Origin of the sequence: Flavobacterium sp. ACN2 (genome assembly GCF_002303885.1) — a bacterium.
In the GTDB taxonomy this organism is placed as follows: domain Bacteria; phylum Bacteroidota; class Bacteroidia; order Flavobacteriales; family Flavobacteriaceae; genus Flavobacterium.
The window spans coordinates 210381-222942 of the sequence record NZ_MRCM01000003.1 but is presented as its reverse complement, the minus strand read 5'-3'; the positions used below and the strand labels follow the sequence as shown (position 1 = coordinate 222942).

The 12562-nt window shown below is 33.4% G+C and carries 10 protein-coding genes; 7 read left to right on the top strand and 3 right to left on the bottom strand.

Annotated features, from left to right (window positions below; all coding sequences use genetic code 11):
* Positions 1-86 precede the first annotated feature (86 nt).
* Positions 87-800 (top strand): DNA repair protein RecO, encoded by a 714-nt coding sequence (gene recO / locus BSF41_RS04910; protein WP_095928513.1) that lies wholly within the window; start codon positions 87-89, stop codon positions 798-800.
* Positions 801-882: 82 nt separating this feature from the next.
* Here the strand turns inward: recO and BSF41_RS04905 are convergent, their stop codons facing one another.
* Positions 883-1671 (bottom strand): T9SS type A sorting domain-containing protein, encoded by a 789-nt coding sequence (locus BSF41_RS04905; RefSeq protein ID WP_172426847.1) that lies wholly within the window; start codon positions 1669-1671, stop codon positions 883-885.
* 300 nt (positions 1672-1971) lie between these two features.
* On the opposite strand from BSF41_RS04905, the gene ileS reads away from it, so the two are divergent.
* Entirely contained in the window at positions 1972-5373 is a 3402-nt protein-coding gene (gene ileS / locus BSF41_RS04900; protein ID WP_095928398.1) for an isoleucine--tRNA ligase, read from the top strand.
* Between the two features lie 6 nt (positions 5374-5379).
* On the top strand, positions 5380-5760 hold the full coding sequence (locus BSF41_RS04895; RefSeq protein WP_012022792.1) for a TraR/DksA C4-type zinc finger protein: 381 nt from the start codon (positions 5380-5382) through the stop codon (positions 5758-5760).
* A 262-nt stretch (positions 5761-6022) separates the two neighbouring features.
* Here BSF41_RS04895 and BSF41_RS04890 read toward each other — a convergent pair whose 3' ends face one another.
* Together BSF41_RS04890 and BSF41_RS04885 are read right to left on the bottom strand one after the other, a co-directional pair.
* The gene (locus tag BSF41_RS04890) at positions 6023-6403 is read right to left on the bottom strand and encodes a hypothetical protein (RefSeq protein ID WP_095928397.1); all 381 of its coding nucleotides are present in this window, start codon (positions 6401-6403) and stop codon (positions 6023-6025) included.
* A gap of 35 nt (positions 6404-6438) precedes the next feature.
* Positions 6439-6795 (bottom strand): roadblock/LC7 domain-containing protein, encoded by a 357-nt coding sequence (locus tag BSF41_RS04885; RefSeq protein ID WP_091494460.1) that lies wholly within the window; start codon positions 6793-6795, stop codon positions 6439-6441.
* A gap of 180 nt (positions 6796-6975) precedes the next feature.
* Between BSF41_RS04885 and BSF41_RS04880 the strand changes: the two genes are divergently transcribed.
* From BSF41_RS04880 to kbl, 4 genes are all read left to right on the top strand, one after another.
* A complete protein-coding gene (locus tag BSF41_RS04880; RefSeq protein WP_095928396.1) occupies positions 6976-7191 on the top strand; it encodes a hypothetical protein in 216 nt (71 codons plus the stop codon).
* A gap of 119 nt (positions 7192-7310) precedes the next feature.
* On the top strand, positions 7311-7907 hold the full coding sequence (locus BSF41_RS04875) for a lipoprotein signal peptidase (RefSeq protein WP_095928395.1): 597 nt from the start codon (positions 7311-7313) through the stop codon (positions 7905-7907).
* 142 nt (positions 7908-8049) lie between these two features.
* On the top strand, positions 8050-11208 hold the full coding sequence (locus BSF41_RS04870) for an exodeoxyribonuclease V subunit beta (protein WP_095928394.1): 3159 nt from the start codon (positions 8050-8052) through the stop codon (positions 11206-11208).
* Between the two features lie 81 nt (positions 11209-11289).
* Positions 11290-12483: a glycine C-acetyltransferase gene (kbl, locus tag BSF41_RS04865; RefSeq protein ID WP_095928393.1), complete on the top strand. Its 1194-nt coding sequence runs from the start codon at positions 11290-11292 to the stop codon at positions 12481-12483.
* Positions 12484-12562: the final 79 nt, after the last annotated feature.

The following is a 12562-nucleotide window of genomic DNA, read 5'->3' as shown; positions in this document are numbered from 1 at the left end:
ATCTTCAATTTGATAAACTTGAAACCTGAAACCTGAAACTTGAAACCTGAAACTTGAAACTTGAAACAAAAAAAAAACAAAAATTTGTGCTCGTCAAAACAAAAGCAATAGTAATTTCGTCTTTAAAATTTCAGGAGAAAAGCTTGATTGTAAAATGCTTTACACTTTCTAGCGGACTGAAATCGTATTTTGTGCGCGATGCTTTTTCGAGTAGAAAGGCAAGTCAGAAAATTGCTTATTTTCAACCATTTTCTATTTTAGAAATTGAAGCTGTGCATAAGAATAAAGGAACTTTAGAGAATTTTAAAGAAATAAAAAGCGCTGTTCCGTTTCAGACTATTCATACTGATATTGTCAAAAGTACCATGGTGATGTTTTTGTCCGAAATGCTTCATCATTCTATTCAAGAAGAAGAGAAAAACGAACAGCTTTTCCTTTTTTTAGAAGCTGCGCTGACGTGGCTGGATCATCATGATGAAATTTCTAATTTTCATTTAATTCTTCTTTTAGAAATCACAAAATATCTCGGTTTTTATCCAGATATTTCTGAAATTGATTTTCCTTTTTTTGAAATGAATGAAGGCGTGTTTACACTTTTTCAAAAAGGAAATGTGCTTTCAGAACACGAGACCAACTTGTTTAAAAAGTTATTGGAATTAAAATTCGATAACGATCAAAAAGTCTTTCATGTTTTAGAAAGACAGGTTCTCCTGAAGATTTTAATTGATTATTACAGTCTGCATTTGGAAGGATTTAAAAGACCGAAATCTTTGGGCATTTTAAAAGAGGTTTTTTCTTAAGAGTATTTTTCTTTAAATTGTGTAAAAACAAAAAGGATCGAGTTTAACTCGATCCTTTTTGTTTTAGGTTATTTAACCTTAATTATCTGATGAATTTAACTGAAGTGCCAAAGTCGTTTAATTTCAATAAATAAACTCCGTTTGGTAATCCAGAAATTGCAATAGTTTCAGATGAGTTATTGTTGACTCTTTTTACTGCTTTACCATCGATAGAGTAAATTACATAAGAAGAATTTTTAAAATCACTGCTTAATTTTATTTCATCTTTAGACATAGATGCTATCGGATTGGTTTTTTTATCAAAATCAACAGTTCCTAAAGTGCCTTTTTTTGCTACTATCACATTGTCAAAATAAATTGGAGTGCCATCAAACATAGATCCAGCTGTAAAATATGTAGCTAAAGTTGTTGATGTTCCACCTGGAAAGAATAGTACTTTAAAATCATATGTGATTGTCTTCCAAACTCCAAACTCCTTTGTTAATAATGGAGGCATTTGAGCCGAAAGAAAAGCATTGTCACTAGTAGAAACCTTTGTGATTTCATATGTCAGATTTCCTATATTAAAAGGACTGTCTGGACCTGGAATATAATAGTCAAACTGTAAAGTGTAATCAGTAGCCTCAGATACGGTAAATTCTTGTTTTAATTGTATTGCTGGTGACATACCAGATGCTGCTACTGTTGTTCCTTTTAAACTTGAAGTTCCAACGTTTTTAATTGTTTCTTCTTTTGATGTAGCTCCGTAAATTATGGTCCATGAATCAGGAGCGTCAGCGGTAAATTGTTCAAAACTACCGTTTTGTAGAAGATTCTGGCTTTTTGCAAGACTTACTGTAAGTAAGCATAAGATAAGTAATTTTGTTCTCATACACATTTTTTAAAGTTGGGTATAAAACTACAATTATTAATCTTACAATTCCTAATAATAGATTTCATTATGTTAAAATTTAACAAAAATTCATGACAGTACATTGCAATGCTGTTAATCTTTTAGAAAAGTGTATTTGAATTAAGAATTTTTGAAAAAAAGCGACCTTAATTTCTTATTTTGATAATGATTTCTTTTTTACTCTTAAAAATTGTCTTAAAAGTGCCAACTTTTGGCTTTAGATATTCTACTTCTGACTTAAATTTACTACTTTCGCACCTCGTTTAAGAAAAGGATAAAATGAGTACAAAATTTACTGAATACAAAGGACTTGACTTGCCAACTGTAGCGTCTGAAGTTCTTGATTTTTGGAAGAAAGAAAATATATTTGAAAAGAGTGTAACAACTCGCGAAGGTGCTGAGCCTTTCGTATTTTTTGAAGGTCCGCCTTCAGCAAACGGATTGCCTGGTATTCACCACGTAATGGCACGTGCGATTAAAGATATTTTTTGCAGATATAAAACTCAAAAAGGTTTTCAGGTAAAAAGAAAAGCTGGATGGGATACTCACGGTTTACCTGTTGAATTGGGTACCGAAAAAGAATTAGGAATTACAAAAGAAGATATTGGTAAAACCATTTCGATTGAAGAATATAACGAAGCGTGTAAAAAAACCGTTATGCGTTATACAGACGTATGGAATGATTTGACCGAAAAAATGGGGTATTGGGTTGATATGGAAGATCCGTATGTGACTTATAAACCAAAATATATGGAATCGGTTTGGTGGCTTTTGAAGCAAATCTATGATAAAGGTTTGTTGTACAAAGGATACACAATTCAGCCTTATTCTCCAAAAGCAGGAACGGGATTGTCTTCTCACGAAGTAAACCAACCAGGAGCTTACCGTGATGTTACTGATACTACAATTGTAGCTCAGTTTAAAACATTGCCAGAAACATTACCTTCATTTTTGCAAGGTTTTGGAGATATCCACATTTTAGCTTGGACGACTACTCCTTGGACACTTCCATCAAATACAGCTTTGACAGTTGGGCCAAAAATTGATTATGTTTTAGTGAAAACATTCAATCAATATACTTTTGAGTCAATCAATGTTGTTTTGGCTAAAAACTTAGTTGGGAAACAATTCGGAAAAGGGTTTTTCTTAAGTGAAGACGACGCTGATTTTGACAATGTGAAAAACGGTGACAAAAAATTGCCGTACAAAATTTTAGCAGAAGCAAAAGGAGCAGATTTAGTGGAAATCCGTTATGAGCAATTATTGCCTTATGTATTGCCTTATGAAAATGCTGAAAACGCATTTAGAGTAATCGCAGGTGATTTTGTTACAACTGAAGATGGAACAGGAATTGTGCATACAGCTCCGACTTTTGGTGCAGATGATGCTAAAGTAGCAAAAGAAGCAAAACCAGAAGTTCCGCCAATGTTGGTTTTAGACGAAAACGGAACTCCAGTTCCATTAGTAGATTTACAAGGAAGATTCACTTCTCATGTAGGTGATTTGGCTGGTAAATACGTTAAAAACGAATATTACGATTCGGGACAAGCTCCAGAGAAATCTGTAGATGTTGAAATCGCTATTCGTTTAAAAGAAGAAAACAAAGCTTTTAAAGTTGAAAAATACGTGCACAGTTATCCACACAGCTGGAGAACAGACGAGCCGTTATTATACTATCCTCTAGATTCATGGTTCATCAAAGTAACCGATGTAAAAGATAGAATGTTCGACCTGAACGAAACTATCAATTGGAAACCTAAATCTACTGGTGAAGGACGTTTTGGAAATTGGCTTAAAAATGCCAACGATTGGAACTTATCTCGTTCTAGATATTGGGGAATTCCGTTGCCAATTTGGAGAACAGAAGATAAAACAGAAGAAGTTATTATCGGTTCTGTTGAAGAATTGTACAATGCAATCGAAAAATCAATTGAAGCAGGTTTCCAAAAAGAAAATCCGTTTAAAGGATTTGAAATCGGAAACATGTCTGAGTCAAATTATGATTTAATCGATTTGCATAAAAATGTTGTTGATGGACTTACTTTAGTTTCGGCTTCTGGAAAACCAATGAAGCGCGAAAGTGATCTAATCGACGTTTGGTTCGATTCTGGAGCAATGCCTTATGCACAATGGCATTATCCTTTTGAAAACAAAGAAAAAATTGATGGCAACAAAGATTTTCCAGCAAATTTCATTGCAGAAGGAGTAGATCAGACTCGCGGATGGTTTTATACTTTGCATGCAATCGGAACTTTGGTTTTTGATAAAATAGCCTACAAAAACGTAGTTTCAAACGGTTTGGTTTTGGATAAAAATGGAATTAAAATGTCTAAGAGTAAAGGAAATACTATAGACCCATTTAAAACCATTGCAGAAAACGGTCCAGATGCTACACGCTGGTATATGATTATGAATGCAAATCCGTGGGATAACTTGAAGTTTGACCTTGAAGGAATTGCTGAGGTTAAACGTAAATTCTTCGGAACACTTTACAATACCTATTCATTCTTCTCGTTATATGCAAACATCGACGGATTTAAATATGAAGAAGCCGAAATTCCATTAAACGAAAGACCAGAAATCGATCAATGGATTATCTCTGAATTACATTCGTTAATCAAATTTGTTGATGAATGCTATGAAGATTATGAGCCAACAAAAGCGACAAGAGCAATTTCTGACTTCGTTCAGGAAAACTTAAGTAACTGGTACGTTCGTTTATGCCGTCGTCGTTTCTGGAAAGGAGAATATGGAAAAGATAAAATTGCAGCTTACCAAACGCTTTATACTTGTTTGCTTACAATCAGTAAATTGAGCGCTCCAGTAGCTCCATTTTTTATGGATAAATTATACCGTGATTTAACAACTTCGACGGGAACCGAGGATTTTGCTAGTGTTCACTTGGCTGAATTTCCAAAATTTGTCGAAAACTTTGTTAATAAAACGTTGGAAAGCAAAATGCAGAAGGCGCAAACGATCTCTTCTTTGGTGTTGTCACTACGCAAAAAAGAGATGATTAAAGTTCGTCAACCTCTGCAAAAGGTAATGATTCCAGTACTTGACGAGAATCAGCGTGCTGAAATCGAAGCAATTTCTGATCTTGTAAAAGCCGAAGTAAACGTTAAAGAAATCGAACTTTTAGACGATGCTTCTGGTATTTTGGTTAAGCAAATTAAGCCTAATTTTAAAGCTCTTGGGCCACGTTTTGGTAAAGACATGGGCTTGATTTCTAAGGAGATACAAGGTTTTTCTGCAGATCAGATCAATCAGCTGGACAAGCAAGGAACGCTAGATATTGTTATTGCAGGAAATAGTGTAACTTTATCATTAGAAGATGTGGAAATAACATCACAAGATATCGAAGGATGGTTAGTTGCTAATTCAAACGGAATAACAGTTGCGCTTGATATTACTCTTACCGAAGAATTAAAAAATGAAGGTATCGCTAGAGAGTTAGTAAATAGAATACAAAACATTCGTAAAGATTCAGGATTTGAGGTTACGGATAAGATTAAAGTACAAATAAAAAGAAACGGTATTTTAGAAGATGCAGTTTCAAAAAACGAAGACTATATTAGGTCTGAAACATTAACAGACGAACTGGTTTTTGCTGACACGTTAGAAAACGGCACAGAAATTGAGTTTGATGATATTAGAACCATTATATTAATTTCAAAATAGTAGAAAATGATAGATGAAATTACAAGATACTCTGATGCAGATTTAGCAGAGTTCAAAGAAATAATCCAAGCAAAAATTAAAAAAGCACAAGAAGATCTTGATTTGATCAAAAGTGCCTATATGAACGATTTGAATAACGGTACCGACGATACTTCTCCAACTTTTAAAGCTTTTGAAGAAGGAAGTGAGACCATGTCAAAAGAAGCAAACTCTCAGTTGGCTATCAGACAAGAGAAATTCATTCGTGACTTAAAAAATGCTTTATTCCGTGTGGAAAATAAAACTTACGGTATCTGCAAAGTAACAGGTAAATTAATTAGCAAAGAAAGGCTTAAAATCGTTCCTCATGCAACAATGAGTATCGAAGCTAAAAACTTGCAAAGATAAAATTGCGTAGAACTACGTAAGAGAAAAAGCGCTCCTTTAAGGGGCGCTTTTTTTGTTTAACATTTAGCTATAAGAGAGTTCATTGCTAGGTTTGTGCTTTGAAAGAAATTATTTATAATTAATCAAAATAATTTTAAAGAGAGGGTATTGGTTTTTGTAAGAACTATTTGGTTTGACTCTTTTTGGTTTTTTGTTTGCTATTCAAATAAAAAAAAACCGCCTTTATAAAGACGGTTTTTTCAGTGTATTGTATTTTAAGAAGTTATGCTAGATTTTTTTCAACATCAGCTTTGTGTTTTCTTAAAATAGCTCTTGTCATACCTAAATTCGCTTTTGAAGCATCAGCAGCAAGATAGATCATGAATTTTTTGTTTGGAGAAATATCGATAATGTGAATTTGATTAGAAAGAGTAATCAAAATATCTTCGATGTCCTGGTTTAGGTTTAGTGCTTTTACGGCGCTCAATTTAGCTTTTACAACTTCTAAGTTATAGGCTGCTGCAAGTTCAGGATCAAAACCTGGATCTACAGTTAAATTTCCAAAGCTTAATCCAGATTCAATTTCTGTTACTGCTACAGCGATAAAGCCATTTACGTTGCTTTTCATTTCGTTCAAAAACACGTTTAAAAAATCATTGCTCATAGTTCATTTGGGTTATTTGTTAATAGAATTTTATGTTATTTCAATAGGGAATTTTTGCTTAATTCTGCAGAAACTTCTTCTGTAGAGCGCATCAATAATGCTAGGTTACTTCCTTCTTTAGAGAAAGCAACGATAAAGTTAGAGCCGCTTATTTTGTTTCCAACAATAACGCCTTCGGCACTTTTTAGATATAATTGTTTTAGAGAGCCTTTTTCCAAATCAATTAAGAATTTTTCGCTCATAGATAAAATAGCTGCACTCATTGCGGCAATACTGTCGCCGTAATCAAGATTTAAGGAAGTGATAAGTTTTCCTTTTCCATTTAAAATTAATGCAGCAGTAGATTTTGTGCTGACAAGAAAGTCATTTAGTGTGGTTGTGATTTCATTCATTTTTTGTAGGATTTTGGGAGGAATGTTAAATTCAGTTTGTGTTGGTATTCGTTTTTAAAAATTAATTCAAGTTATCCTAAACAAGTGTTAATTTTTATTAACAAATATAAATTAAATTATGTATCATTGTAGTACCAAATCAGTAATAATTTAAATTATTTACTACAAAAAACTTACATTATGGCTAAAGTATTGAAATTCAAAGAAGTAAACTCTGATGTAGAGCGCAGAATGAAAGAATTTGAAAAACTGCGTGTTAAGTTTAAAGCTGATGTAAAAAAGGGAGAAGCTAAGAAATTGGCGGCCGGAAAAGAAAGCAAAGGGATATTCAAGTCCATTTCAGAATTTTTTTCCGACAGTCCAAAGACACCAGCAAAAGCTGCCGTAAAAAAGTAAACTTTACTCGGTTTAGATTAGCAGATAAACTTGTTTAGTTTGTTACAAAACAATTAACGCTCCTTTGGGAGCGTTTTTTTTGATTAAATTGTTATTTTTGCGCATCAAAAAATTATAAAATGTCATTACGAAAAGCGTATTTCCTTATATTCTTAGTTTTAATTGTTGATCAGCTTTCTAAAATTTATGTCAAAACAAATTTCGTTTTAGGCGAAGAATTTGTGATTGCTGATTGGTTTAGAATTCATTTCATTGAAAATGAAGGAATGGCTTGGGGAACAAAAATTCCTGGAGAGTATGGAAAATTAATTTTGACCGTATTCAGAATCTTTGCAGTTGTTGGAATTGGCTGGTGGCTTTCTGATTCAGTAAAAAAGCGTCATTCGAATTATTTGATAGCAGCTATTGCATTAATCTTTGCTGGAGCAGCAGGAAATATTATTGATTCTGTTTTCTACGGGGTTATTTTTGATGATAGTACACATAACTTAGCGACTATTTTTTCTCCAGTTCCATACGGAACATGGTTTCACGGTCTGGTTGTAGATATGTTTTACTTTCCAATTTGGGAAGGAGAGCTTCCAAGTTGGCTTCCAATATTTGGCGGAAAACACTTTGCTTTCTTTAATGCGATTTTTAATGTAGCCGATGTGGCAATTTCTACAGGTGTAGGTATACTGTTAGTTTTTAACAAAAGAGCTTTCCCAAAACACTAATTATTTTTAAAAATACAACATAAAAAATTCCAAATTCTAATATTTGTTTGCAATTAGTGCTTCAAAAATTAGAATTTGGAATTTTTCATTATTGGGATTTAATATTTAATTGTGCTATTTTTACAATACTAAAACTAAACTTATGCAAAGTCCGTCTTTTTCCATTTATGATGCTTCTGCGGGATCAGGAAAGACGTATACTTTGGTAAAAGAATATTTAAAGATTATTCTTTCTTCTCCAAAAAACGATGCGTACCGAAATATTTTAGCCATTACTTTTACCAACAAAGCGGTTCATGAAATGAAAAGCCGTATTGTTGGGAGTCTGTCTGAATTTGCAAAAGACAACCCGTCTCCAAAAGCCGCCGATTTGATGGAGGACTTATCGCGCGATACTGGACTTTCGATTATTAAAATTAAAACCAAATCGCAGCAAATCATTAAGCACTTAATTCATAATTATGCCGCTTTTGATATTTCTACAATTGATAAATTTACCCATAAAGTTATTCGTGCTTTTGCTCATGATTTGAATCTTCCGATGACTTTTGAAGTTACTTTGGATACCGAAAATTTATTGGTTGAAGCTGTTGATGCTATTATCGCACAAGCTGGAGAAGACGAAACATTGACCAAACTGCTCATTGATTTTACAATGGAAAAAACCGATGATGACAAAAGTTGGGATGTTTCTCGAGAAATTCTCGATACAGGAAGATTGGTTTTAAATGAGAACAATAGAAATGAAATTCTGCATTTTCAAGATAAAACTATTGAAGAGTTTGTTGAGATTAAAAAGAAGATGCAAGTGCTTTGTAAAGAGCTAGAAGATGTAAATGAAGGTCTTGCAACGAAAGCAATTGAATTGATTGATAAAAACGGAATTGATCCAAAATCATTTTCGAGAGGGACTTTTTCAAATCATTTGCAAAGTATTCGAGATGGAAAATTCAATCCAAAAAATAAAACCTTTCATGAGTTTGATGATATTGCGATTAACAAAACGGCAAAAGACCGAGCGTTAATTGAAAATATTATTCCAGAATTGCTTCAAATATTAAAAGAGGTTTATCAAAACTTTGAAAAAAGAGATTTTTATAAAGCTTTTTTAAAAAATATAACACCACTTTCTTTGCTGAATACTGTGAGTAACGAGCTTGCAAAAATTCAGTCAGAACAAAATGTCTTGTCGATTTCAGAATTCAATGCGATCATTCATCGCGAAATTCAGAATCAGCCAGCACCTTTTATTTACGAACGTTTGGGTGAGCGTTATCGTAATTTTTTTATCGATGAGTTTCAGGATACTTCAGAAATGCAATGGCAGAACTTGATTCCGCTTATTGATAATTCGCTTTCTGGTCTAGATGATTACGGAAATAAAGGAACTTTGATGATTGTTGGAGATCCAAAACAATCTATTTATCGCTGGCGCGGAGGAAAAGCAGAGCAATTTATTGAATTAAGTAAAGAAGAGGTGGCTTTTTTTCATCATGAAAAAGTAGTGAAGCATTTAGATACCAACTATAGAAGTTATAGTGAAGTTATTGAATTCAATAATGCTTTCTTTAAATTGATTTCGACTGAATTTACAAATGAAGATTATAAGGATTTATATGAAAATCACAGTTTTCAAAATACGAATTCAAAAAAAGGCGGTTATGTAAATATTTCTTTTCTTCCGATTGCTGAGAAAAATGAATCTGTAGATGAAGAAGAAGTGGTAGAGAAATCTGATTTGTATGTTTTGGCAACTTTAAATACAATTCGAGAAGTTGTTAAACAGGGTTTTGAATATAAAGATATTGTAATTCTGACCAGAAAAAGAGATCAAGGAATTGCGGTTGCAAATTATTTGACGGAGCAAGGCGTTCCGCTTCTTTCTTCAGAGACATTAATGATTCAAAATGCATCAGAAGTTCGTTTGATAATTCATCTTTTGAGATATTTAAACAATAGTGCTGATTTAGAGTCGAAAGCCAACTTTTTGCATTTTCTTTCGTCAACAAAAGATTTGTCAATGCCTGTGCATGATTTCATCGCATTGGGAATGAGTCAAAGATTTGAAAAAGAATTTGAAGAATGGCTTATGACTTTTGATGTTTCTTTTTCGTTTGAAGATGTGCGAAAGAAATCTTTGTATGAAGCGGTAGAAATCATCATTTCTAAATTTATTCTTCCGTCGGAAGGAAATGCTTATGTGCAGTTTTTTCTAGATATTGTTTTAGAAAGAGATATTCGAAATCAATCTGGTGTTGCAGACTTTTTGATTTTCTGGGATAAAAATTCCGAGAAATTTAGTATCCCGTCTCCAGAAGGAAATAATGCTGTTCGTATTATGACCATTCATAAATCTAAAGGATTGGAGTTTCCGGTTGTAATTATGCCTTTTGCAGACGAAGATTATAACAGAAAACCCAAAGATAAGTTGTGGTTAGATACGGAGGAAATCGATTTGGGAGTTCCAAAAGCTTTGGTCGATAATAGTAGCGCTGTTGAGGGTTTTGGCGAAAACGCTTCGGCAGTTTTCAATTTGAAAAAACAAGAAGAGCTTTTAGATAATATAAATGTGCTATATGTTGCGCTAACTCGTGCTGAAGAACAGTTGTATGTAATTTCTCAATCGCTAAAAGCTAAAAGCGATGGCGAATATCCGAATAATATGGCTTCTTTTTTTATTAAATTCTTGATCAACGAAGGGGTTTATGAAGAAGAAAAATTGAATTACGAGTTTGGAAATAAAACCAGATTGTCAAAAAATACAGAAACGGTAGATACAGTCAAGTCGATTCCTATTGTGAGGGAGGTTTTGAATCCGAAAAATATTAAAATCGCGCAACGAGAAGCTTTGATGTGGGGGACGCATCAGCAGGAAGCTATTTCATATGGAAATATTGTTCATGAGATTCTGGCTTATGTGAAAGATAAATCAGATGTTGATTTGGCTGTAACAAAATCTATCGAGAATGGTTTGATAACTTACGACCAAGTAGATCAGGTTTTGAAAACTCTAAAAGAGATTGTCAACCACCCCGAATTAAATGTTTGTTTTGATGGAAAAGATAGAGTTCTAAATGAGCAGACCATTGTGCAAAAAGAAGGAAGGATTTTAAAGCCAGATAGAGTTGTGTTTTTGGAAAATAAACAAGCCTATTTATTGGATTATAAAACTGGAGCTGTTAATGCAAAATATCAGCAGCAAATTCAGGAGTATCAAGATGCAATTGAAGATTTAGGATACACGGTTCTAAAAAAGGCATTAGTGTATATAGGAACCGAAATTGAAGTGGTAAATTTGTGAAAAAATTAATCAGATGTTAAAGAAAAACGAAGCTTTATTTTTGTTAAGCTGTTAATTTTTAACGTTTTAAATAAATATAAAATGTACGGTAAAATAAAAGAACATCTGCAAAAGGAATTGCAGACAATTGAGGAAAATGGAATTTTTAAAAAGGAACGTATTATTACGTCTCCTCAAGGTGCAGAAATCACAATTTCGACAGGCGAAACAGTGTTGAATTTTTGTGCTAATAATTATTTAGGACTTTCTTCTCATCCAGAAGTGGTTCAGGCTGCTAAAGATGCAATGGATACGCATGGTTTCGGAATGTCTTCTGTTCGTTTCATTTGCGGAACACAAGATATTCATAAAACATTAGAGAAAAAGATTGCTGATTTTTATGGTACAGAAGATACCATATTGTATGCGGCAGCCTTTGATGCAAATGGAGGAGTATTCGAACCTTTGTTAGGAGAAAACGATGCAATTATTTCAGACAGCTTAAATCATGCTTCTATTATAGATGGTGTTCGTTTATGTAAAGCGGCTCGTTATCGCTATGAAAACAATAATATGGAAGATTTGGAGCAGCAATTAATAAAAGCAAATGAAGCAGGAGCTCGTTTTAAATTAATTGTTACTGATGGAGTTTTCTCTATGGACGGTCTTGTAGCGCCATTAGATAAAATCTGTGACCTTGCTGATAAATATGATGCAATGGTTATGGTAGACGAATGTCACGCGGCTGGTTTTATTGGAGCAACAGGAAAAGGAACTCTTGAGGCAAAGGGAGTAATGGGAAGAGTAGATATTATTACGGGAACTCTGGGTAAAGCCTTAGGAGGAGCAATGGGAGGATATACTACTGCGAAAAAAGAAATAATCGAATTATTGCGTCAGAGATCTAGACCTTATTTGTTTTCAAATTCATTGGCACCTGCAATTGTTGGGGCTTCTATAAAGGTATTTGAGTTGTTAGAAAAAGACACTGCGCTTCGTGATAAGCTAGAATGGAATACCAACTATTTTAAAGAAGGTATGAAAAAAGCAGGTTTTGACATTATTGATGGAGATTCTGCAATTGTGCCTGTTATGTTGTATGATGCAAAATTGTCTCAAACGATGGCAAATGAACTTTTGAAACAAGGGATTTATGTTATTGGGTTTTTCTTTCCGGTGGTTCCAAAAGATAAGGCTAGAATACGAGTACAGTTGTCTGCGGCGCATGAAAAAGAACACCTGGATAAAGCTATAAATGCCTTCACAGTTGTCGGTAAAATGTTAAAAGTTATATAATTACCACTTACGTTAAATTTTTGTAGGTTTTTTTTAACATTTCATTTTGTATTTAAAAAATTTGGTGTTACTTTTGCTT

Excerpts from the sequence above, each read along its gene's own strand:
- BSF41_RS04890 (WP_095928397.1), bottom strand. The coding sequence starts at position 6,403 with ATGAGCAATGATTTTTTAAACGTGTTTTTGAACGAAATGAAAAGCAAC.
- BSF41_RS04875 (WP_095928395.1), top strand. The coding sequence starts at position 7,311 with ATGTCATTACGAAAAGCGTATTTCCTTATATTCTTAGTTTTAATTGTT.
- BSF41_RS04885 (WP_091494460.1), bottom strand. The coding sequence starts at position 6,795 with ATGAATGAAATCACAACCACACTAAATGACTTTCTTGTCAGCACAAAA.
- ileS (WP_095928398.1), top strand. The coding sequence starts at position 1,972 with ATGAGTACAAAATTTACTGAATACAAAGGACTTGACTTGCCAACTGTA.
- kbl (WP_095928393.1), top strand. The coding sequence starts at position 11,290 with ATGTACGGTAAAATAAAAGAACATCTGCAAAAGGAATTGCAGACAATT.
- BSF41_RS04905 (WP_172426847.1), bottom strand. The coding sequence starts at position 1,671 with ATGAGAACAAAATTACTTATCTTATGCTTACTTACAGTAAGTCTTGCA.
- BSF41_RS04870 (WP_095928394.1), top strand. The coding sequence starts at position 8,050 with ATGCAAAGTCCGTCTTTTTCCATTTATGATGCTTCTGCGGGATCAGGA.
- BSF41_RS04880 (WP_095928396.1), top strand. The coding sequence starts at position 6,976 with ATGGCTAAAGTATTGAAATTCAAAGAAGTAAACTCTGATGTAGAGCGC.
- BSF41_RS04895 (WP_012022792.1), top strand. The coding sequence starts at position 5,380 with ATGATAGATGAAATTACAAGATACTCTGATGCAGATTTAGCAGAGTTC.